This window comes from Pseudomonas sp. NLJ1, assembly GCF_049486705.1.
Classification (GTDB): domain Bacteria; phylum Pseudomonadota; class Gammaproteobacteria; order Pseudomonadales; family Pseudomonadaceae; genus Aquipseudomonas; species Aquipseudomonas inefficax.
Genome location: NZ_CP137735.1, coordinates 1131534 through 1152931, shown reverse-complemented (window position 1 = coordinate 1152931; position 21398 = coordinate 1131534). Strand labels below are relative to the sequence as shown.

Sequence of the window (21398 nt, the reverse complement as noted above, 5' to 3'; positions counted from 1 at the left end):
TAGTGGCTATGCAACATGACGCAAGCGACCGCCAATCAGGGACAGGCCGGTTGATCTATCTGGTAGGACCGTCGGGTTCCGGGAAAGATTCCCTGATCGACGCTTCTCGTGAGCGGCTGGCAGCCGCCGGGGTGCAAATCGCTCGTCGCGTCATTACCCGCTCGGCCGAAGCCAAGGGCGAAGCCGCCCATGGCGTCACATCCGAGCAGTTCGAAGCACTGCGCGCACAAGGTGCTTTCGCCATGTATTGGCAAGCCAACGGCCTGGATTACGGCATTCCAGTACAGGTGGACCAGTGGCTGGCGGCGGGCAGGGCGGTGCTGGTGAATGGTTCGCGGGCTTATCTGGCCGAGGCGCGCCGACGCTACCCGAACCTGTTGGCTGTGCTGGTCCAGGTCAGGCCCGAGGTGCTGCGCGAGCGCTTGCTGGCCCGCGGGCGGGAAAGCGCCGAGGAAGTAGAGCAGCGCCTTGCACGTAATGCACGCTTGCAGGCGCTGGCCGATCCATCGCTGCACGTGCTGGACAACTCCACCACTCTGGAAACCGCGGTCGCGGCATTGTTCGCGCTGCTGCATGATGAAGCTGTGCTGCCGCAGGTGTAGCATTGGCAGAAAAGGATTACGCGAAAAAGCCCGCTTGAGGCATGACAAACGCCAGCATGCTGGTTAACATGCTGGCCGTCCCGCTGTGCAGCGCTCGCTGCCGGCATTTGCGTCTCAGTAGCTCAATTGGATAGAGCATCCCCCTCCTAAGGGGAAGGTTGCAGGTTCAATTCCTGCCTGGGACGCCATTTCTCCTTGCTTCTTTCCTGGCCTGCCTTTTGGCCACCGGTCGTCAACAGCGAAGAATTCAGCCTGGTCCCACAGGTATTGCACAAGGCTCAAAGGCAGTACAAATCCTGTGGGAGCGGGTTTACCCGCGAAGAGGCCGGCACCGATTCAGGCATGAAAAAAGACCCGCGGCGCCTGGGGCGCTGCGGGCCAAAATCGGCCTTGGCCGCTTCAGTGTCAGATATGCAGGGCGTGGCCCAGGGCGCGCAGTGCCGCTTCCTGTACCGCCTCACCCAGTGTCGGGTGGGCATGGATGGTACCGGCCACGTCCTCCAGGCACGCGCCCATTTCCAGCGACTGGGCGAACGCCGTCGACAACTCGGAAACCGCCACGCCAACCGCCTGCCAACCGAGGATCAGGTGGTTGTCACGGCGCGCCACCACGCGCACGAAACCGCTTTTCGATTCCAGGCTCATGGCCCGGCCATTGGCGGCGAACGGGAACTGCGCGACGATGCAGTCCAACCCTTGCTGGCTGGCTTGCTCCGGGGTCTTGCCGACCACCACTACTTCCGGGTCGGTGAAACACACCGCGGCGATCGCGCTGGGTTCGAAACGGCGTGCCTTGCCGGCGATGATCTCGGCGACCATCTCGCCCTGGGCCATGGCCCGGTGCGCCAGCATCGGTTCGCCGGCCACGTCGCCGATGGCCCAGACGTTGCGCATGCTGGTCTGGCAGCGTTCGTCGATGGCAACGGCGGCGCCGTTCATCTTCAGGTCCAGGCACTCCAGGTTGAAACCTTGCGTGCGCGGCCGACGGCCCACGGCCACCAGCACCTGGTCGGCTTCCAGGCGCAGTTGGCCGCCCTGGCCATCACGGGCCAGCAGACAGCCGCCTTCGTAACCCTCGACGCTGTGGCCCAGGTGCAGGGTGATGCCCAGCTTCTTCAGCGACTCGGCCACCGGGGCGGTCAGCTCGCTGTCGTAGGTCGGCAGGATGCGCTCGCGCGCTTCAACCACGCTGACCCGTGCACCCAGCTTGCGGTAGGCGATGCCCAGCTCCAGGCCGATGTAGCCGCCGCCCACCACTACCAGGTGCTGCGGCAAGGTTTTCGGCGCCAGGGCTTCGGTCGAGGAAATGATCGGCCCGCCCAGCGGCAGCATCGGCAGTTGGACACTGCTGGAACCAGTGGCCAGCAACAGGTGCTCGCACTGGATGCGCTGGCCGTCGACCTCGACCTGCTTGCCGTCGAGCACCTTCGCCCAGCCATGGATCACCTTTACCCCATGCTTTTTCAGCAGCGCGGCGACTCCGGTAGTCAGGCGGTCGACGATGCCGTCCTTCCAGGCCACGCTCTGGCCAATGTCCAGGCGTGGCGAAGCGACGCTGATGCCCAGCTCCGACGGCCCGGCAAAGCGCGAGGTCTGGTGGAACTGCTCGGCCACGTGGATCAGCGCCTTGGACGGGATGCAGCCGATGTTCAGGCAGGTACCGCCCAGTGCCTGGCCTTCCACCAGCACGGTGGGGATGCCCAGTTGCCCGGCGCGGATGGCAGCCACGTAGCCACCAGGGCCGCCGCCGATGATCAACAGGGTAGTCTGGATAGTCTGTTGCATGCTCACTCCACGAACAGGCAGGCGGGTTGTTCGAGCAGGCCGCGCACGGCCTGGATGAACAGCGCGGCGTCCATGCCATCGACCGCGCGGTGGTCGAACGAGCTGGACAGGTTCATCATCTTGCGCACGACGATCTGGCCGTCGATCACCACCGGCCGCTCGACCATGCGGTTGACGCCGACGATCGCCACTTCCGGCGTGTTGACCACCGGCGTACTGACGATACCGCCCAGGGCGCCCAGGCTGGTCAGGGTAATGGTCGAACCGGACAGCTCATCGCGGCTGGCCTTGTTGTTGCGGGCAGCGTTGGCCAGGCGCGAAATCTCGCCGGCATTGCTCCACAGGCTGCCAGCTTCGGCATGGCGCAGCACCGGCACCATCAGGCCGTTGTCACCTTGGGTGGCGATGCCCACATGCACCGCGCCATGGCGGGTGATGACCTGGGCTTCGTCGTCATAGGTGGCATTGATCTGTGGGAAGTCGCGCAGTGCCACGACCAGGGCGCGCACCAGGAACGGCAGCAGGGTCAGCTTGCCGCGGCTGTCGCCGTGCTTGCTGTTGAGTTGCTGGCGCAGGGCTTCCAGGGCGGTGACGTCGATTTCTTCCACATAGCTGAAGTGCGCGACCCGGCGCTTGGCGTCCTGCATGCGTTGGGCGATCTTGCGGCGCAGGCCGATCACCGGCACCTGCTCGCTGTCAGTGCGCTTGGCATAGCCGCTCGACGCTTGCCCGCCAGCGCTGTGCGGCTTGCTCATGAAGGCGTCGAGGTCTTCGTGCAGGATACGCCCGGCCGGGCCGCTGCCATGCACGTAACGCAGTTCGATACCGGCATCCAGGGCACGCTTGCGCACCGCCGGCGAGGCCAGCGGCTTGTCGCCCGGCTGGCGCGGCACGATGGGCGCTGCCTCATGGTTGGCAGGCGCCTGGCATGCAGCAGGCTTCACTTCTTTCTGCGGTTCCGGCTTGGCGGCTACCGGAGCTGCCGGGGCCTCGGCCGGCTTGGCGTGCGGCACGTCCACATGGTTGCCGCTGCCTTCCACTTCGATGCGGATCAGCTCGCTGCCGACCGCCATCACTTCACCGGGCTGCCCACCCAGGGCCAGCACCTTGCCGCTGACCGGCGAAGGGATTTCGACGGTGGCCTTGTCGGTCATGACGTCGGCCACTACCTGGTCTTCGGCGATCATGTCGCCGACCTTGACGAACCACTCGACCAACTCGACCTGCGCGATGCCTTCGCCAATGTCCGGCATCTTGATGACGTGCGTGCCCATTCAGACCTCCATGACCTTTTTCAATGCCGCACCTACCCGCGAAGGCCCTGGGAAGTAAGCCCATTCCTGTGCGTGGGGGTAGGGGGTGTCCCAGCCGGTGACGCGCTCGATCGGCGCCTCCAGGTGGTGGAAGCAGTGTTCCTGCACCAGCGACACCAGTTCGGCGCCGAAGCCGCAGGTGCGGGTGGCCTCGTGTACCACTACGCAACGGCCGGTCTTTTTCACCGATTCGACGATGGTGTCGAGGTCCAGCGGCCACAGGCTGCGCAGGTCGATCACCTCGGCGTCGACGCCGGTTTCTTCGGCGGCCACCTGGGCCACGTACACGGTGGTGCCGTAGGTCAGCACGGTCACGTCATTGCCGGGGCGGGTAATGGCCGCCTTGTCCAGCGGTACGGTGTAGTAACCGTCTGGCACGGTACTTTGCGGGTGCTTCGACCACGGGGTGACAGGGCGGTCGTGGTGGCCATCGAACGGGCCGTTGTACAGGCGCTTGGGCTCGAGGAAGATCACCGGGTCATCGCATTCGATCGAGGCAATCAGCAGGCCTTTGGCGTCATACGGGTTGGACGGCATGACGGTGCGCAGGCCGCACACCTGGGTGAACATCGCTTCCGGGCTCTGGCTGTGGGTCTGGCCGCCGTAGATGCCGCCGCCGCAAGGCATGCGCAGGGTCAACGGCGCGATGAACTCGCCGGCCGAACGGTAACGCAGGCGCGCCATCTCGGAAACGATCTGGTCGGAGGCCGGGTAGAAGTAGTCGGCGAACTGGATTTCCACCACCGGGCGCAGGCCGTAGGCACCCATGCCCACGGCAGTGCCGACGATGCCGCTCTCGGAGATCGGCGCGTCGAACACGCGCGATTTGCCGTACTTGTTCTGCAGGCCTTCGGTGCAGCGGAACACGCCGCCGAAGTAACCGACGTCCTGGCCGTACACGACCACATTGTCGTCGCGCTCGAGCATGACATCCATGGCCGAGCGCAGGGCCTGGATCATGGTCATGGTAGTGGTGGCCATGGCGGTTTCCGGGTTGATGCTGTTGTTGTGGTCGTTCATCTCAAACCCCCAGTTCCTGGCGTTGGCGGCGCAGGTGATCGGGCATTTCCTTGTACACGTCCTCGAACATCGAGGCGGCGCTCGGGATGTGACCGTTGGCCAGGGTGCCGTACTGCTCGGCTTCCTTCTGCGCGGCGATGACCGCAGCTTCGAACTCGGCAGTGGTGGCCTGGTGTTCTTCCTCGGACCAGTGGCCGATCTTGATCAGGTGCTGCTTCAGGCGGGCGATCGGGTCACCCAGCGGGAAGTGGCTCCAGTCATCGGCGGGGCGGTACTTGGACGGGTCGTCCGAGGTCGAGTGCGGGCCGGCACGGTAGGTGACCCACTCGATCAGGCTTGGGCCAAGGCCACGGCGGGCGCGTTCGGCGGCCCAGCGCGAGGCGGCGTACACGGCGACGAAGTCGTTGCCGTCAACCCGCAGCGAGGCAATGCCGCAACCCACGCCACGGCCGGCGAAGGTGGTCGATTCGCCGCCGGCGATGGCCTGGAAGGTAGAGATGGCCCACTGGTTGTTGACCACGTTGAGGATCACCGGGGCGCGATAAACGTGGGCGAAGGTGAGGGCGGTGTGGAAGTCCGACTCGGCTGTTGCGCCGTCGCCGATCCACGCCGAGGCGATCTTGGTATCGCCCTTGATCGCCGAGGCCATGGCCCAGCCGACCGCCTGCACGAACTGGGTCGCCAGGTTGCCGCTGATGGTGAAGAAACCGGCCTCGCGTACCGAGTACATGATCGGCAGCTGGCGGCCCTTGAGCGGGTCGCGTTCGTTGGACAGCAGCTGGCAGATCATCTCGACCAGCGACACGTCGCGGGCCATCAGGATGCTTTGCTGGCGGTAGGTGGGGAAGCACATGTCGGTGCGGTTCAGCGCCAGGGCCTGGCCGCTGCCGATGGCTTCTTCACCCAGGCTCTGCATGTAGAAGGACATCTTCTTCTGGCGCTGGGCGACCACCATGCGGCTGTCGAAAATCCGCGTCTTGAGCATGGCACGCATGCCCTGACGGAGAACTTGCGGGTCGATGTCTTCGGCCCATGGGCCTTGTGCGTCGCCTTGCTCGTCGAGCACGCGGATCAGGCTGTAGGACAGGTCCGCGGTGTCGGCAGCATCGACGTCGACAGGGGGTTTACGGGCTTGACCTGCATCGTTCAGGCGCAGGTAGGAGAAATCGGTCTGGCAGCCTGGCCGGCCGGTAGGCTCGGGCACATGCAAACGCAGGGGGGCGTACTCGTTCATGCTTTTTACGCTCGCTCGGGTATTTGTTTTTGTGAGCTTTGAAGCGGCCGCCGCTGAGTACCGGCTTGTGACTGGTAAGTCAGCGTCCCCTACATCTTAGAGGTCCGGCAGGAGAATTTTTCTCTCAAGTTGATTGCCTTTGTCGAGCGGGGCAGATAAACATTCCGCATAAACACAAAAAACCGGTGATTTTGTCTCATGCGCAAACTCGATCGTACCGATATCGGCATTCTCAACAGCCTGCAGGAAAACGCCCGCATCACCAACGCCGAGCTGGCCCGCTCGGTGAACCTGTCGCCAACGCCGTGTTTCAACCGGGTCAAGGCGATGGAAGAGTTGGGCGTGATTCGCCAGCAGGTGACCTTGCTGTCGCCGGAGGTGCTGGGCCTGGATGTGAACGTTTTCATCCATGTAAGCCTGGAGAAGCAGGTGGAGCAGGCATTGCACCGCTTCGAAGAAGAGATCGCCGAACGGCCCGAGGTGATGGAGTGCTACCTGATGACCGGTGACCCGGATTACCTGTTGCGGGTGCTACTGCCGAGCATCCAGGCGCTGGAGCGGTTTCTTGATTACCTGACCCGATTGCCGGGGGTGGCCAACATCCGCTCCAGCTTTGCCTTGAAACAGGTGCGCTACAAGACCGCGCTGCCGTTGCCTGCCAATGGCCTGGCGCTACGCGAGTAGGGCTTGCGCGCAGTGCTCGGCGAAGGCGCTATGCCAGTTTGATATTGCGCAGATTGAATTGCAGGACCTCTCCTGGCCGCTCGCTGGCGTTGAGGAAGGGTTGGTTGGTCAGCGCGACGCTGTTCGGGTCTGGGCGGGTATGGGCAACGCGGTAGCCAAACCTGTCGCGTAGGTAGAATCCAATGCTCTCGGCGCTCCCCAGGTCACCGTCCCACGGTTGCAGGGTTTCGATTTTCCAGTGGTCGGCAGCGCGGGTCAGGTTGGCCAGGTTCACGCTGTCGATGATTCGCCCGACGACGCTGGTGGCATACAGGCCCAGCCAGCCATTGTTGTTGCGTTCGAGCCGCGATCCGGCGTAGTCCCAGTGCTGGCCGCACGATATCTGGTAATAGGTGCGATTGTCTTTCTGCTCGATGAAGGCGAAGTCGAATGCTGCGCGCTTGAACTCGCCTTTTTTCGCGGCGCAGTCGCGGCTTTGCTCGGTGCACAGCCAGCCGTCTTCGTCGGCGCTGGTGAACGGATGGGCACTGAAAGATGTGTCAGCGATGACCACCTGGCCGTACTTGCAGTGCAGTTCGGCGGTAAAGTTGGCTCGAATCATGTGGGTTTTCCTTGAGTTAAATGCTCGGACGGGCACGTGGGGCTTCACGGTAGACCGGTCATGGCCGGTTGAAGATCTGGAACTTCTTCTTCAGCACGCCTATCGGAGCTTCGGGCGCGGCGGCACAAGCCTGATCGCGACACGACCTGCACCGGACACGCCGCAGTAGCGGCAAATCACTCAAGGGGGCCTGCGCCAGGCGGTTTTTGCCCTTATGCTTCTAGCACCCCGCCACCTGACCAGGGAGCTTTACGGGACCTATGCGAAATATCTGGAAGCCGTTTCAGTCGTTGTATTTCGCCGCGCTGATGATGTTGATCGGCTCGGGCCTGCTCAGTACCTACCTGGCCCTGCGCCTGGCAGCCGATCATGTCGACAGCCTGTGGGTGGGTGCCTTGATGGCGGCCAACTACTTTGGCCTGGCGGTCGGCGGCAAGGTCGGCCACCGGTTGATTGGCCGGGTCGGGCACATACGCGCCTATGCTACCTGCGCCGGTATCGTTGGCGCGGCGGTGCTCGGCCACGGCCTTACCAGCTGGCTGCCGGCCTGGGTCGGGCTGCGCATGATCGTTGGCCTGGGGATGATGTGCCAGTACATGGTCATCGAGAGCTGGCTCAACGAGCAGGCCGATGTGAAGCACCGCGGCGCGGTGTTCAGCGGCTACATGATCGCTTCGTACCTGGGCCTGGTGCTTGGCCAGTTGATCCTGGTGGTGCACCCGCAACTTGGCCTCGAGCTGCTGATGCTGGTTGCCATGTGCTTCACCCTGTGCCTGGTGCCGGTCGCGATGACCCGGCGCATTCACCCGGCGCCGTTGCGCCCGGCACCGATGGAGCCGAAGTTCTTCATCAAGCGCGTGCCGCAGTCGCTCAGCACGGTGCTTGGGTCGGGGCTGATTGTCGGCTCGTTCTACGGCCTGGCGCCGTTGTATGCTTCCAGCCAGGGGATGACCACCGAGCAGATCGGTCTGTTCATGGGTAGCTGCATCTTTGCCGGCCTGCTTGTGCAGTGGCCGCTGGGCTGGTTGTCGGACCGCTATGACCGCGCGGTGCTGATCCGCAGCGTGGCAGTAGGCTTGGCGCTGGCGGCTGCGCCGTTGGCGATACTGCCCAGCGTGCCGCTGGAATTGCTGTTCGGCATTGGTTTCCTGATTTCCTTACTGCAGTTCTGCCTGTATCCGCTGGCGGTGGCGTTTTCCAATGACCACGTGGAAAGCGAGCGGCGGGTGTCGCTGACTGCAATGCTGTTGGTGACCTACGGCGTAGGCGCCTGTATCGGGCCATTGGCGGCTGGCGTGCTGATGAAGGTGCTGGGGCCGCAGATGCTGTATGCCTTCTTCGTGTTCTTTGCGCTGGTGCTGGTGTGGCGCATCCGGCCGAAAGCGGTTACCGGCCTGCACCAGGTGCAGGACGCGCCGTTGGGCCACGTGGCCATGCCGGCGGCCGGTTCGCCGTTGTCGGCGGCACTGGACCCACGGGTGGATGAGCAGACGGTGCAGGAGGTGATGCAGGCGCCGGTGGCAGCGGAGGACACCGAGGAAGAGCCGTCATCAACCGAGCAGCAGGCTGAAGCCGATGCCGGCCTCAAGCAATCGGTATGATCCTTGCCCGCCGACCTGCAGCGCACTGTGGCAGGCGGCGGGCTCGGGGCCGGTTCAGCCAGCCTTGACGTTCTTCAAGTGGAATGTGAGGATCTCGCCTTCTTTAGTTCCGGCGTTCAGGAACCAGTAATGCAGTTTGACTTTTTCTCGGGTGTAGATCGACTTTGACAGTGCAACACGGTGGCCGTCCCGATCGCGCAAATAGAAAGGCACGCTTTCAATGCTTTGCAAGTCGCCATCCCAGGTGCCCAGGGTTTCAATTTTCCACTGGCCCTTGTCATCAACAAGATCGTCGAAGGCGCCATCAGCTCCTATGACCCTGCCGAGGATGTGGGTTGCGTAAAGGCCCAGCCAACCGTTGCGGTTTTTTTTCATGCTGGCGCCGAAGTATTCCCAGGTTTCCGCTCCGTAGATGTTGTAGTGAATGCGGTCACCGGTATGCCTGATGAAGCGGAAGGTGAAGGTCAGTGGCTTGAAACTGACGGTGTCTCCCCGCTGGTCCTCGGTGCACAACCAGCCATCCTGGTCGAGAGAAAACAGCGGGTGCACATAGATCGGCGTTTCGACGACCCCGACCTGCCCATGTTGACAGTGCAGTTCTGCGGTGAAGTTGCTTTGAATCATGGTGTGTCCAGCTCCAGAAGACGGCGTTGCCAGGAGTGGACACATTAGACAGGCGTAACATGCACGCTCAGCGGGAAATGTTCCGCATGCGGGTCATCAATAATCGTCCTTGTCGAACCGCCGCGCCTCACGCTGCAGCTGGTACACGAAGCTTTCGATCTTGCGCTGCGCCTGGCCGCTGAGGTTGTGGAAGCGCACACCGGCAAAAGTGGTGTTGATGCGCTCTTCATAGTGCAGGTGGCGCAGCTCGACCATGGTGTCCACCAGGCCCAGCGGGTTGCCCGCCTTGAAGCGCTCGTACACCTGGCCCAGTTGCAGGCGATCCTCGACATTGCCTTCAAAGCGCAGTTTGCAGCCGGTGGCGGAGATATCCAGCAGCTTGCCACGCAGGGCGCCGTTGCCTTTGAGATGGGTCCCATCAAAGATGATATCGACCAGCTGCGACAGCTTCAGCGCGGCGCGGAAGGCGTTGCGGCGCTGGTGGTAGGTCATTTCTACCGGCATGGCGCCGCGGTAGCAGCGGTTGCCATCGACTTCGCTGATCTTCAGCTCGTGATTGCAGTCCCAGGCGATACGCACGCCATCGTGGAAGCCCTCGACGCGGAAGTGTTCGCCGTTTTCGATGAACTTCTCACCGTCGCGCGGGATCATCTCGTCCAGCGCCAAGGTGTTGCTTTCACGGTCCACGTGCACCACGTAGCTCTGGAAGCGCTGGCTGCGGTCGTGGAAGGTGATGATCAGGGGGTCGTGGCTTTCCTGCAGCTGCCGCAAGTTGGCCGCAATCTCCAAGGGAGTGCTCAGCACCTTTGGCGGCTGCGGGGCATCGGATTCATTGAACACGGCTTATCGTTCTCCAGGCAAAAGCGAAACACGCAATTAACGGCATTTTGCCAGTATGTTCCGTGCCTTGATAGAAAAATCACACTTGGCTGAGGGCCCGTGGCTTGGTCAGCGGCGAGGTGCTGCCGCGGCTGTCGTAGAGCGAGGGCGAATCGCCACCCATGAGGATGCGGATCTGGTTGTCGGTGACGTGTTGCTGCACCTGGATGATCCGGCCATTGGTCTCGTTGAGCTGCTGGCAGGCTTGCATCAACTGGCTGATCACGTCGAGTTGCTGCAGCAGCAGTTCGCCGTTTGGCGATTGTGCCGCAACGGCCTCCACCCCGGCGCGGTTGGCGCTCAGGCCAAGGCTGGTGAGCAGTTGGTTGCGCCGCAGGCCTTGCTGCTCCAGCAATACGATCAAAGACTGCTTGCGGGCCAGGATGTTTTCCAGTGGCGCCATGTCGCGGCCGTGCAGTGCAACGGCCTCCTTCTGCAGGAGATCGAGCAGTTCCTGCATCGGGGCAATGTCATCTTCGATCAGTTGCAGCAAGGTGGTGTCGTGCATGGCTAACTCTTGGCTTTATCTAGCGTCCGTGAAGTCAGCGCGCCGAACGGTCAGCGCTGGGCTTCGAAATCGAGCAGTTTGCTGGCGACCCGGCCGGCATCGACCTGGTAGCTGCCGTCGGCGATCGCCTGTTTCAACTGGGCCACACGGGCACTGTTGACCACCGGCTCGTCGCGCAGCTTGTCGCTGATCTTCTGCAACTGCTGGGCCTCTTGGCTGAGGTGTACCGCTTCTCCGCTGGCGCTGGTGGTGGTTGCCGCTTCCTGGCTGGCTGCCGGTTTTTCGGCGCTGCCGGACGCGGTGTTGCCGCGCACGCCGCCCGTGACGGACGGAGAGTTATTCAAACGACTGAAGTCGATGACCATGATCAGAAACCTCTGGGTATTTGGACGCTTGCCTTGTTTTCGGCCAACCCGAAAGAAACTTTAGGCACAAATGCACAGCCGCCTGTCAGCAAGCTCGCGAACCCGTTTTCTGACACAGTTTAGGAAAAGCGGTTCCTCACCGCCAGCGCAAATCAATGGGCTGGCTACATACTTACCTCGACCTGGCCGGGGCCGGTCACCCTGGCCTTGATCACCCGTTTGGAATTGAGGTTGCGCACCCGGATCTGTTCGCTCAGGCCGCCCTTGCTCAGGGCCTCGCCGGGCATGCGCACACTCAGGCTGCCACTGCGGGCGATGATCACCACGTGGTCGCCCTTGCGCACCACCTCGGCCTGTTCCAGGTGTTGCGGGGTGAGTACCTGGTCGATCACCGTCGGGCGCAGCATCTTCATGCCCACCGCTTGCTCCAGTTCGGTCAGAAAGCCTTGGCCCAAGGTGCCGACATCGCGTTCGCGCAGGGCCACGTCGCCTTCACCCACCACGTTGTCGCGCTTGAGCGGCCGGGTCACCACCACCACGTTGCGGAACAGCCGCACGGTGGCCGGCACGAACACGGTCCATGGTGTCGTGCCCTCGCAGCGCACCTTTACCGTGACACGGCCCAGCGGCTGGGCCGGGCTTTCCAGCGAGGCGTCCAGCTGCTGGCTGCACAGCGGCATGCGCAGGCGTGGGTCAAGCGGGTTGACCTGGATCTCGTAACGGCCGGCGGTCTGGGTGGTGGCCAGATAATCTTCGACGCTGAATTCAAGAAACCCTTGAGTGACACCGATAAGCTGTTCAGGCATGGTAAACGCGTTCGCCATCGTGCGAACGCCGGGCACCAGCAGGCACAGCATGGCCAGCGAGCCAGTCAGCAGGCGTGTCAATCGTCGGGAAAATGTCGTTTTCGTGTACATGGCGCTCAAAAAAGCAAAGCCCGTGCCGACTCGCTAACTGAGTTGCAACGAAAGGCTGAAACATAAGGAGTCTGGCATGGCAGGTGTTATGGATTCGGTCAACCAGCGCACGCAGCTGGTGGGGCAGAATCGCCTGGAATTGCTGCTGTTCCGCCTCAATGGCGAACAGCTTTACGGCATCAACGTATTCAAGGTCAGGGAAGTGCTGCAATGCCCTGCACTGACCCTGCTGCCCAAGGCGCACCCGGTAGTGCGCGGTGTTGCCAATATTCGCGGGGCAACCATCCCGATCCTCGACCTGTCGATGGCCACCGGGTTGCGGCCGCTGCAGGAAGACACGCGCAGCAGTTTTGTGATCATCACCGAGTACAACACCAAGACCCAAGGTTTCCTGGTGCATTCGGTGGAGCGCATCGTCAACATGAACTGGGAAGAAATCCATCCGCCACCCAAGGGCACTGGCCGCGATCACTACCTGACTGCGGTCACCCGGGTGGATAACCGCATGGTCGAGATCATCGATGTGGAGAAGGTGCTGGCCGAAGTGGCGCCGTCGTCCGAGTCGGTGTCGGCCGGGGTGGTCGATGCCGAGGTGCAGGACAAGGCGGTGCTGCTGCGGGTGCTCACCGTCGACGACTCGTCGGTGGCGCGCAAGCAGGTCAGCCGCTGCCTGCAGACCGTGGGGGTCGAGGTGGTGGCGCTCAATGACGGCCGTCAGGCCCTGGAATACCTGCGCAAGCTGGTGGACGAGGGCAAGAAGCCGGAAGAAGAGTTCCTGATGATGATCTCGGACATTGAAATGCCGGAAATGGACGGCTATACGCTTACGGCCGAGATCCGCAGTGATCCGCGCATGCAAAAGCTGCATATCTGCCTGCATACTTCGCTGTCCGGGGTATTCAACCAGGCAATGGTCAAGAAGGTCGGTGCCGATGACTTCCTGGCCAAGTTCAAGCCGGACGACCTCGCCCAGCGCGTGGTCGACCGGATCAAGGCAACGCATTGAAGCCGCCGGGGGCTGGCCCCCCGGCACCAGTGATTGAAAAGAGGCGGCAGTAGTGTCTACGGGTAATTTGGATTTCGAACAGTTCCGGGTGTTCCTGGAGAAAGCCTGTGGCATCCTTCTGGGCGAGAATAAGCAGTACCTGGTTTCCAGCCGTCTCAACAAGCTGATGGAGCAACAGGGCATCAAGAGCCTGGGCGAGCTGGTGCAGCGCATCCAGGCCCAGCCGCGCGGCGGCTTGCGCGAGCAGGTGGTCGATGCCATGACCACTAACGAGACCCTGTGGTTTCGCGATACCTACCCGTTCGAGGTGTTGAAGAACAAGGTCATCCCCGAGTTCATCCGCAACAACCCCGGCCAGCGCCTGCGCATGTGGTCGGCGGCCTGTTCGTCGGGGCAGGAGCCGTACTCCATCTCGATGGCCATCGACGAGTTCGAGCGCAGCAACCTCGGCCAGTTGAAGATGGGCGCGCAGATCGTTGCCACCGACCTGTCCGGCACCATGCTGACCAACTGCAAGACCGGCGAGTACGACAGCCTGGCGATTGCCCGTGGCTTGTCGCAGGAGCGCCTGCAGCGCTACTTCGACACCAAGGGGCCGGGGCGCTGGGCGGTCAAGCCGGCGATTCGCAGCCGCGTCGAGTTCCGCTCGTTCAACCTGCTCGACAGCTATGCCAGCCTGGGCAAGTTCGATGTGGTGTTCTGCCGTAACGTGCTGATCTACTTCTCGGCGCAGGTGAAGAAGGACATCCTGTTGCGTATCCACAGTACCTTGAAGCCGGGCGGGTATCTGTTCCTCGGGGCTTCCGAAGCGCTGAACGGGTTGCCGGACCATTACCAGATGGTGCAGTGCAGCCCGGGGATCATCTACCAGGCGAAGTAAGCACAAAGGCCGGCAACGCAAGTTGCCGGCCTTTTTGTTTGCCTGTGCCGGCCTCTTCGCGGGTAAACCCGCTCCCACAGGTACGGCGTCGCCTTCGAGAGCTGTGCACAACCCTGTGGGAGCGGGTTTACCCGCGAAGAGGTCCCAACAGACAACAGACACTGACGTCAATTTTTTGTTTTGCCGCTTTTGCCGCCTGGCAATTGCCGCTTTCGTCGCTCAAGGCGGAAGGCCTTTGCCGCTTTTCTGGCATCACTCTGACAGCACCTCGCCCTGCAAGCCCGTATTTCCTGGCTTTCTGTTGGTTGGCACAGCCCTTGCTATACCTTGCCCAACGATATTCCGGTCAACCTCCGAAGGTTTCCCCGACATGAGCATCAGCTTCGACAAGGCGCTTGGTATTCACGAAAAGGCCCTGGGCTTCCGCGCCCAGCGTGCCGAAGTGCTGGCCAACAACATCGCCAACGCCGACACGCCCAACTACAAGGCGCGCGACATGGACTTCGCCTCGGTGCTCGCTGCCGAAAGCGACAAGCAGCAGAGTGGCGGCCGTTTCAGCCTCGATCGTACCAACAGCCGCCATATCGAGGCCGAGGGCCTGGCCATGGCCGACGATACCCTCAAGTACCGCACGCCAACGCAGCCGTCGATCGACCAGAACACCGTGGACGCGCAGATCGAGCAATCGAACTACACCGAAAACGCCGTCGGCTTCCAGGCCAGCTTCACCTTGCTCAACAGTAAATTCAAAGGGCTGGTGTCGGCCCTGCGGGGAGAATGATCATGTCCCTTTCCAGTGTCTTCAACATTGCCGGTAGCGGCATGAGTGCGCAGAACACGCGCCTGAACACCGTTGCTTCCAACATCGCCAACGCCGAGACCGTGTCCTCGAGCATCGACCAGACCTACCGCGCCCGCCACCCGGTGTTCGCCACCACCTTCCAGGACGCGCAGGCCGGCGGCAGCCAGTCGCTGTTCGAAGACCAGGGCGAGGCAGGGCAGGGCGTGCAGGTAAAAGGCATCGTCGAGGACCAGAGTAACCTGGAAGCTCGCTACGAGCCCAACCACCCGGCGGCGAACAAGGACGGTTACGTCTACTACCCCAACGTCAACGTGGTCGAGGAGATGGCAGACATGATCTCCGCCAGCCGCGCGTTCCAGACCAACGCCGAGCTGATGAACACGGCCAAGGCCATGATGCAGAAAGTCCTGACCCTCGGTCAGTGATAAGGAAACCAGACCATGGCAATCGATACTACCGGCGTGAACCTCAATGAAGTGCTCACGGCTTCCGGTGTGGGTGCACCCACGAAAAAGACCGTCGACACTGCATCCAAGACCGGCAACGACTCGCTCGGCAAGGACGCTTTCCTGCAGTTGCTGGTCACCCAGATGCAGCACCAGAACCCGCTGGACCCGCAGGACAATGGTGAGTTCGTTGCCCAGTTGGCACAGTTCAGCAGCCTGGAAGGCATTACCTCGCTGAACGAATCGGTCAATGCCATTACCGGCTCCATGGCCTCGTCCCAGGCCTTGCAGGCGTCGTCGCTGGTCGGGCGCTCGGTGGTGGTGCAGAACGACAAGGCGGTGGTCGATACCGCCGAAAGCTTCAATGCGCAGTTCGTGGTGCCGCAAGCCATCGGCGAAGCGAAGATCACCATCAAGGACAAGGACGGCAATACCGTCAAGACCATCGAACTGGGCGAACAGAAAGCCGGTTACGCCGATTTCATCTGGGACGGTACCAACAACAGCGGCGAGAAAGTCGACCCTGGCACCTACACCTTCACCGCCAGCACCACGGTAGATGGCAAGTCGGTGCAGATGAACACGCTGCTGCCAGCCAAAGTGACCAGCGTCAGCTTCAGCGCCGCCGGCGAAATGGTGCTCAACCTTGCCGGTGTCGGCAAAGTGTCCCTCTCCGACGTGCAAACCATCGGTATCTAAGGCCCGCTAGTGCGGCAAAAGGAGCGAATTCATGTCTTTCAATATCGGCCTTAGCGGTCTGTACGCAGCAAACAAACAGCTGGATGTCACCGGCAACAACATCGCCAACGTCAACACCAACGGCTTCAAGTCGTCGCGTGCCGAGTTCGCCGATGTCTACGCCGGCTCCAACCGCCTGGGCGTGGGCAAGAACCAGGTGGGTAACGGTGTGCGCCTGGCGGCCGTTTCCCAGCAGTTCACCCAGGGTGACGTCAACACCACCGGCAACGTGCTGGACATGGGCATCCAGGGCCAGGGCTTCTTCGTGCTGTCCGATAACGGCTCGCGCGTGTACACCCGTGCGGGTGCTTTCCAGGCCAGCAAGGACAACTTCGTGGTGACCTCGGACGGCCTGCGCCTGCAGGGCTATGCCGCCGACTCGACTGGCAAGATCCAGAAGGGTGTGCTGACCGATCTGCAGATCGATACGTCTTCGCTGCAGCCAAAGGCAACATCGCTGATCGACCAGGGCATCAACCTGAATTCTTCGGCCGCCGACATCCCGCTGGAAGTCGACGATGGCAGTGGCGCGATGGTGCCGAACCTGCCGTTCGATCCTTCCGACCAGACGACGTACACCAAGTCGTTCCCGACCAAGGTCTACGACAGTCAGGGCAACGAGCACACCATGGAGCAGTTCTATCGCAAGACCGGCACCAATGAGTGGACCATGTACACCCTGGTGGACGGGCGCAACCCGTTCAACCCGGCCTCTACTGCGCCGCTGACCGGCACCATCAGTTTCAACAGCGATGGTTCGGTCAGCAGCATGACGGCCGATAACACCGGGCACCCGGCGGGTGCTTCGTTCACGGTGAATAACAACACCTTCACCATGACCGGCTGGGTGCCGGCGGTGGAAGATTCCGCAGGTAACTGGGGTTCGAATGGCGCCGCCGGCAACGCCGATGGCATGCGCCTGGCGATGAACAGCACCACCTCCTACAACACCGAGACCGCGCGCATGTCGCAGTCCCAGGATGGTTACGCGACCGGTATTCTGTCGAGCCTGAGCATCGACTCGACGGGCGTGCTGTTCGCCAGCTTCAGCAACCAGCAATCCCGCGCCATTGGTCAGGTGGCCCTGGCCAGCTTCGCCAACGAGCAGGGCCTGCAGCAGATCGGTGGTACCCGCTGGACGGAAACCTATACCTCCGGCATTCCGGGCATCGATGCGCCGAAGACGGGTACCCTGGGCAGCGTCGAGTCCAACGCACTGGAAGGCTCGAACGTGAACCTGACGCAAGAGTTGGTCGAGTTGATCAAGGCGCAGAGCAACTACCAGGCGAACGCCAAGACCATCTCCACCGAAAGCACCATCATGCAGACCATCATCCAGATGACCTGATGGTTGCTGGTTGAGCGTGTTTGGACGAACCCCTTTGTCGTGAAGGGGTTCGTCGTGTTTGCAGGAGGCGTCATGAAACGGCTGGTTGTCACATTGATCGCTGCTTTTTGCCTGTACCAGGCCCAGGCCGGTACCGCGCCCTGGTGGCGTTGGGAAAGCCAGGTGGATGGGCGCCTGGTCTGCTCGCAATGGCCGCCGGGGGATGGCTGGAAGAAATTCGCCGGCCCCTACAGCAATGGTGCTTGTCGCGAGCCTTGATAAGGCCGGTGCCGGCCCTTTCGCGGGTAAACCCGCTCCCACAGGAATTGCACAGGTCTTGAGTTCGGCATTGCCCTTTTGGGGCAACTGTCTTGCCCAATTTCTAAAAGCTGGCGCGATGCCCTTGTGGGAGCGGGTTAACCCGCGAAGAGGCCGGCCCAGGTTTGCCGCCATCGGCAACCCAGCGCCGGATAACCGGCGTTCAACACACCGGCGGCACCTTCGAAAGCCCGTATCCACGGGCTTTTTCACGATTTCGGAAAGTTGGTTCGGAACTTGCTTCAGAGCCATTACAGCAACGGCGAGCGGCAAACGATCGCCAGTGCAGCGGAGGATGACTGTGGACAAGATGCTTTACGTGGCCATGACCGGTGCCAGCCAGAATGCGCTGGCGCAGAAGGCGCACGCCAACAACCTGGCGAACATTTCCACCAACGGTTTTCAGCGAGACCTGGAGCAGGCCCGCTCGATGCCGGTGTTCGGCGACAGCTTTCCGTCGCGCGCCTTTGCCATGACCGAGCGCCCGGCCACCGACTTCAGCGAAGGTCCGATGGTGGAAACCGGTCGTGATCTGGACGTGACGGTGACCGGCAAAGGCTTCATCGCCGTGCAGGCTCCTGATGGCAGTGAAGCCTATGTACGTACCGGCAGCCTGAATATCGACGCCCTCGGTGTGCTGCGTGCCGGCAACGGCATGCCGGTGCTCGGCAACGGTGGCCCCATTGCGATTCCGCCAGAGCAGAAGGTCGAGGTCGGCGCCGACGGCACCATCAGCATCCGCTCCATGGGCGAAGACCCACGGGTGATGGCCGAGGTCGACCGCATCAAGCTGGTCAACCCTGATACCAAAGGCCTGACCAAGGGCCTGGATGGCCTGATCCATACCCGCGACGGCCAGCCGGCCGACGCCGACGTCAACGTGCGGGTGGTGTCGGGCTTCCTGGAAGGCAGCAATGTCAACGCCGTGGAAGAAATGACCTCGGTGCTGGCGCTGTCCCGTCAATTCGAACTGCACGTGAAGATGATGAACGCGGCCAAGGAAGGCGACGAAGCCATGGCGCGTGTTTTGCAAATCGGCTAACCACATTTGAACGCGTGCCGTAATTCAGGCGCACGAGGAGAACATTAAATGCTTCCGGCTCTTTGGGTCGCTAAAACCGGCCTGTCCGCCCAGGACACCAACCTGACGGTCATCTCCAACAACCTGGCCAACGTCTCGACCACCGGCTTCAAGCGTGATCGCGCCGAGTTCCAGGACTTGCTGTACCAGATCAAACGCCAGCCAGGCGCGCAGTCCACCCAGGACAGCGAGCTGCCTTCCGGCCTGCAGGTCGGTACCGGTGTGCGCATTGTCGGCACGCAGAAGAACTTCCAGACCGGCAGCCTGCAAACCACGGAAAACCCGCTGGACATGGCGGTCAACGGGCGTGGCTTCTTCCAGGTGCTGCAGCCGGATGGCACCGTCTCGTACACCCGTGACGGTACCTTCCACCTGAACTCCGACGGCCAGATCGTCACCGCCAACGGCTTCGCCCTGGAGCCTGCCATCGTCGTGCCTAACGACGCGCAGACCTTCACCGTCGGACAGGACGGCACCGTGTCGATCACCACCGCCGGCAACCCGGCAGCGCAGGTGATCGGCAACATCCAGACCGCCGACTTCATCAACCCGGCCGGCCTGCAGGCGATCGGCGACAACCTGTTCCTCGAGACCGCCGCCAGTGGCGCGCCGCAAGTCGGCACCCCAGGCCTGAACGGTTTCGGCACCACCCTGCAGCAGACCCTGGAAAACTCCAACGTCAGCACCGTGGAAGAACTGGTGAACATGATCACCACCCAGCGTGCCTACGAGATGAACTCCAAGGTCATCTCTACCGCCGACCAGATGCTGTCGTTCGTTACTCAACAGCTCTAAGGCCGACAGCTCCAAGCCCAGTCACCCTGTTGCACCCGTGAGGTAAGCGTCATGAATCGTCTGTTGTCCGTTTTCGCCCTGGGGGGGGCGGTGTTGCTGGCAGGTTGCGTCGCGCCGACGCCCAAGCCCAACGACCCGTACTACGCGCCGGTACTGCCGCGCACCCCGTTGCCGGCGGCGGCCAACAACGGTTCGATCTACCAGGCCGGTTTCGAGCAGAACCTGTACAGCGACCGCAAGGCGTTCCGGGTGGGTGACATCATCACCATCACCCTCAACGAGCGCACCTCGGCCAGCAAGAACGCCGGCTCGCAGATCCAGAAGAACAGCAACGCCAACATCGGCCTGACGTCATTGTTCGGCACCACGCCGAACACCAACAACCCGTTCGGCGGCGGTGACCTGTCGCTGGAGGCCGGCTACAGCGGCGAGCGCGCCACCAAGGGTGACAGCAAGGCAACCCAGGGCAACACCCTGACCGGTTCCATCACCGTGACCGTGGCCGAAGTGCTGCCCAACGGCATTATCGCCGTACGTGGCGAGAAGTGGCTGACCCTGAACACCGGCGAAGAGCTGGTGCGCATCGCCGGCATGATCCGTGCCGACGACATCGCCACCGACAACACCGTGCCGTCCACCCGTGTGGCCGACGCGCGCATCACCTATTCCGGTACCGGCTCGTTTGCCGATGCCAGCCAGCCCGGGTGGCTGGACCGCTTCTTCATCAGCCCGCTTTGGCCTTTCTGAGTACGGATGACCATGTTCAACGTGAGGCAGCTGATTGCCGCAACCCTGCTCCTGTCCTGTGCCTTCGGCGCCCAGGCCGAGCGCCTGAAGGATATCGCCAGCATTTCTGGCGTGCGCTCCAACCAGCTGATCGGTTACGGCCTGGTGGTGGGGCTCAATGGCACGGGTGACCAGACCACCCAGACGCCATTCACCCTGCAGACCTTCAACAACATGCTGTCGCAGTTCGGCATCAAGGTGCCGGCCGGCTCCGGCAACGTGCAGCTGAAAAACGTTGCAGCAGTGTCGGTGCATGCCGACCTGCCGGCGTTCGCCAAGCCAGGCCAGGTGGTGGACATTACCGTGTCCTCGATCGGTAACTCCAAGAGCCTGCGTGGCGGCAGCCTGCTGATGACCCCGCTCAAGGGTATCGATGGCAATGTCTATGCAGTGGCCCAGGGCAACCTGGTGGTAGGCGGTTTCGATGCCGAGGGCCGTGACGGTTCGAAGATCACCGTCAACGTTCCGTCGGCCGGTCGTATCCCTGGTGGTGCTACCGTCGAGCGTGCAGTGCCGAGCGGCTTCAACCAGGGCAACAGCCTGACCCTGAACCTCAACCGCCCCGACTTCACCACCGCCAAGCGCATCGTCGACAAGGTCAACGACCTGCTCGGCCCGGGCGTGGCCCAGGCCGTGGACGGCGGTTCGGTACGGGTCACCGCGCCGATGGACCCGAGCCAGCGCGTGGACTACCTGTCGATCCTCGAGAACCTCGAGATCGACCCGGGCCAGGCGGTTGCCAAGGTCATCATCAACTCGCGTACCGGCACCATCGTCATCGGCCAGAACGTCAAGGTGTCGCCGGCCGCGGTGACCCACGGCAGCCTGACCGTGACCATTACCGAAGACCCGATCGTCAGCCAGCCGGGGCCGTTCTCCAATGGCGAGACCGCCGTGGTGCCACGCTCGCGGGTAAATGCCGAGCAGGAAGCCAAGCCGATGTTCAAGTTCGGCCCGGGCACCACGCTGGATGAAATCGTCCGCGCGGTGAACCAGGTGGGCGCAGCGCCCAGCGACCTGATGGCCATCCTCGAAGCCCTGAAACAGGCCGGCGCCTTGCAAGCCGACCTGATCGTGATCTGAGGA

24 protein-coding genes and 1 tRNA gene are annotated in these 21398 nt (G+C 62.4%); 15 read left to right on the top strand and 10 right to left on the bottom strand.

Going from position 1 to position 21398, the window contains the following annotated elements; translation table 11 throughout:
* Positions 1–8 precede the first annotated feature (8 nt).
* Together phnN and R9B85_RS05145 are read left to right on the top strand one after the other, a co-directional pair.
* Positions 9–602, top strand: a complete 594-nt coding sequence (phnN, locus tag R9B85_RS05150) for a phosphonate metabolism protein/1,5-bisphosphokinase (PRPP-forming) PhnN (protein ID WP_112253147.1) — start codon at positions 9–11, stop codon at positions 600–602.
* A 111-nt stretch (positions 603–713) separates the two neighbouring features.
* Positions 714–790: transfer RNA gene (locus R9B85_RS05145), tRNA-Arg, on the top strand.
* Positions 791–1007: 217 nt separating this feature from the next.
* Here R9B85_RS05145 and lpdA read toward each other — a convergent pair.
* From lpdA to R9B85_RS05125, 4 genes are read right to left on the bottom strand one after another with little or no spacing between them, the layout of a single operon-like run.
* Positions 1008–2387 (bottom strand): dihydrolipoyl dehydrogenase, encoded by a 1380-nt coding sequence (lpdA, locus tag R9B85_RS05140; RefSeq protein ID WP_112253127.1) that lies wholly within the window; start codon positions 2385–2387, stop codon positions 1008–1010.
* A 2-nt stretch (positions 2388–2389) separates the two neighbouring features.
* Positions 2390–3661: a dihydrolipoamide acetyltransferase family protein gene (locus R9B85_RS05135; RefSeq protein WP_423770884.1), complete on the bottom strand. Its 1272-nt coding sequence runs from the start codon at positions 3659–3661 to the stop codon at positions 2390–2392.
* Positions 3662–4720, bottom strand: coding sequence for an alpha-ketoacid dehydrogenase subunit beta (locus R9B85_RS05130; protein ID WP_112253125.1), 1059 nt, complete (start codon positions 4718–4720; stop codon positions 3662–3664). It abuts the gene before it with no gap.
* A 1-nt stretch (position 4721) separates the two neighbouring features.
* Positions 4722–5954 carry a 3-methyl-2-oxobutanoate dehydrogenase (2-methylpropanoyl-transferring) subunit alpha gene (locus R9B85_RS05125; protein WP_112253124.1) on the bottom strand — a complete coding sequence of 411 codons (1233 nt, stop codon included), beginning with the start codon at positions 5952–5954 and terminating at the stop codon, positions 4722–4724.
* A gap of 198 nt (positions 5955–6152) precedes the next feature.
* Between R9B85_RS05125 and bkdR the strand changes: the two genes are divergently transcribed.
* Positions 6153–6638, top strand: coding sequence for a Bkd operon transcriptional regulator BkdR (bkdR, locus tag R9B85_RS05120; RefSeq protein WP_112253123.1), 486 nt, complete (start codon positions 6153–6155; stop codon positions 6636–6638).
* Between the two features lie 28 nt (positions 6639–6666).
* On the opposite strand, the gene R9B85_RS05115 is transcribed toward bkdR, so the two are convergent.
* Complete coding sequence (locus tag R9B85_RS05115; RefSeq protein ID WP_112253122.1) at positions 6667–7239, bottom strand: hypothetical protein; 573 nt, start codon at positions 7237–7239, stop codon at positions 6667–6669.
* 260 nt (positions 7240–7499) lie between these two features.
* On the opposite strand from R9B85_RS05115, the gene R9B85_RS05110 reads away from it, so the two are divergent.
* Positions 7500–8840 (top strand): MFS transporter, encoded by a 1341-nt coding sequence (locus tag R9B85_RS05110; protein WP_112253121.1) that lies wholly within the window; start codon positions 7500–7502, stop codon positions 8838–8840.
* A gap of 54 nt (positions 8841–8894) precedes the next feature.
* On the opposite strand, the gene R9B85_RS05105 is transcribed toward R9B85_RS05110, so the two are convergent.
* The 5 genes from R9B85_RS05105 to flgA form a co-directional block, all read right to left on the bottom strand.
* On the bottom strand, positions 8895–9464 hold the full coding sequence (locus R9B85_RS05105) for a hypothetical protein (protein WP_112253120.1): 570 nt from the start codon (positions 9462–9464) through the stop codon (positions 8895–8897).
* 96 nt (positions 9465–9560) lie between these two features.
* Entirely contained in the window at positions 9561–10304 is a 744-nt protein-coding gene (locus R9B85_RS05100; RefSeq protein ID WP_215521080.1) for a flagellar brake protein, read from the bottom strand.
* A 79-nt stretch (positions 10305–10383) separates the two neighbouring features.
* Complete coding sequence (locus tag R9B85_RS05095; RefSeq protein ID WP_112253118.1) at positions 10384–10851, bottom strand: flagella synthesis protein FlgN; 468 nt, start codon at positions 10849–10851, stop codon at positions 10384–10386.
* Positions 10852–10901: 50 nt separating this feature from the next.
* Entirely contained in the window at positions 10902–11216 is a 315-nt protein-coding gene (flgM, locus tag R9B85_RS05090; RefSeq protein ID WP_112253117.1) for a flagellar biosynthesis anti-sigma factor FlgM, read from the bottom strand.
* A 164-nt stretch (positions 11217–11380) separates the two neighbouring features.
* Entirely contained in the window at positions 11381–12133 is a 753-nt protein-coding gene (gene flgA / locus R9B85_RS05085; protein ID WP_112253116.1) for a flagellar basal body P-ring formation chaperone FlgA, read from the bottom strand.
* Between the two features lie 76 nt (positions 12134–12209).
* On the opposite strand from flgA, the gene R9B85_RS05080 reads away from it, so the two are divergent.
* From R9B85_RS05080 to R9B85_RS05030, 11 genes are all read left to right on the top strand, one after another.
* Entirely contained in the window at positions 12210–13139 is a 930-nt protein-coding gene (locus R9B85_RS05080; RefSeq protein ID WP_112253115.1) for a chemotaxis protein CheV, read from the top strand.
* A 52-nt stretch (positions 13140–13191) separates the two neighbouring features.
* Entirely contained in the window at positions 13192–14019 is an 828-nt protein-coding gene (cheR, locus tag R9B85_RS05075; RefSeq protein WP_015271244.1) for a protein-glutamate O-methyltransferase CheR, read from the top strand.
* Between the two features lie 370 nt (positions 14020–14389).
* Positions 14390–14800, top strand: coding sequence for a flagellar basal body rod protein FlgB (gene flgB / locus R9B85_RS05070; RefSeq protein WP_015271243.1), 411 nt, complete (start codon positions 14390–14392; stop codon positions 14798–14800).
* Between the two features lie 2 nt (positions 14801–14802).
* The gene (gene flgC / locus R9B85_RS05065) at positions 14803–15246 is read left to right on the top strand and encodes a flagellar basal body rod protein FlgC (protein WP_003257260.1); all 444 of its coding nucleotides are present in this window, start codon (positions 14803–14805) and stop codon (positions 15244–15246) included.
* A 15-nt stretch (positions 15247–15261) separates the two neighbouring features.
* Positions 15262–15966 (top strand): flagellar hook assembly protein FlgD, encoded by a 705-nt coding sequence (gene flgD, locus R9B85_RS05060; protein WP_215521081.1) that lies wholly within the window; start codon positions 15262–15264, stop codon positions 15964–15966.
* A 31-nt stretch (positions 15967–15997) separates the two neighbouring features.
* On the top strand, positions 15998–17353 hold the full coding sequence (gene flgE / locus R9B85_RS05055; RefSeq protein ID WP_112253112.1) for a flagellar hook protein FlgE: 1356 nt from the start codon (positions 15998–16000) through the stop codon (positions 17351–17353).
* Positions 17354–17425: 72 nt separating this feature from the next.
* Positions 17426–17611 (top strand): hypothetical protein, encoded by a 186-nt coding sequence (locus tag R9B85_RS05050; protein ID WP_112253111.1) that lies wholly within the window; start codon positions 17426–17428, stop codon positions 17609–17611.
* A 340-nt stretch (positions 17612–17951) separates the two neighbouring features.
* Positions 17952–18692: a flagellar basal-body rod protein FlgF gene (flgF, locus tag R9B85_RS05045; protein ID WP_112253255.1), complete on the top strand. Its 741-nt coding sequence runs from the start codon at positions 17952–17954 to the stop codon at positions 18690–18692.
* Positions 18693–18740: 48 nt separating this feature from the next.
* Positions 18741–19526, top strand: coding sequence for a flagellar basal-body rod protein FlgG (gene flgG, locus R9B85_RS05040; RefSeq protein WP_015271239.1), 786 nt, complete (start codon positions 18741–18743; stop codon positions 19524–19526).
* A 51-nt stretch (positions 19527–19577) separates the two neighbouring features.
* The gene (gene flgH, locus R9B85_RS05035) at positions 19578–20273 is read left to right on the top strand and encodes a flagellar basal body L-ring protein FlgH (RefSeq protein ID WP_085589051.1); all 696 of its coding nucleotides are present in this window, start codon (positions 19578–19580) and stop codon (positions 20271–20273) included.
* Positions 20274–20285: 12 nt separating this feature from the next.
* Positions 20286–21395 (top strand): flagellar basal body P-ring protein FlgI, encoded by a 1110-nt coding sequence (locus R9B85_RS05030; protein ID WP_112253110.1) that lies wholly within the window; start codon positions 20286–20288, stop codon positions 21393–21395.
* Positions 21396–21398: the final 3 nt, after the last annotated feature.